At 62.4% G+C, this 386-nt stretch carries 1 protein-coding gene; it reads right to left on the bottom strand.

The genetic code is table 11. The features are described from left to right. On the bottom strand, window positions 1-386 hold a 386-nt coding region (locus tag I6F21_RS38525), incomplete at both ends, for a FliM/FliN family flagellar motor switch protein (RefSeq protein ID WP_225184492.1).

Here is a 386-nt window from a genome sequence, read left to right as displayed (position 1 = left end):
CGCTGCCGCTCATATTCAGCATGCGGTTGACCCGCAGCGCGTATTGGCCGTTGAACGTGCCGTAGTTGCATTCCATGACGGGCACGCCGTCTACCTTGGCGGTCACGCAGTCATCCAGCTCCAGCGGAATGACGTCGCCCACCTTCATGTTCAGGATGTCGGACACCTGCACCTTGGCCGTGGCGAGGTCGGCAATCAGTTCGACCTCGGCGGTCTGCACCTGTTGCGACAGCAGCCGCAGCCAGCGTTTGTCCACTTCCAGCGCTTCGCCCTGGATGGCGGAAGTGAGCCGGTCGCGGATCGGCTCGATCATGGTGTAGGGCATGCAGATGTGCACGTCGCCGCCGTTGCTGCCCAGTTCGATGCTGAAGCTGGTGGTGATCACC

Source organism: Bradyrhizobium sp. NBAIM03 (assembly GCF_020194055.1).
Lineage (GTDB): Bacteria > Pseudomonadota > Alphaproteobacteria > Rhizobiales > Xanthobacteraceae > Bradyrhizobium > Bradyrhizobium yuanmingense.
Note: the sequence above shows the minus strand (reverse complement) of the source record. Positions and strands in the feature narration are given on the sequence as shown.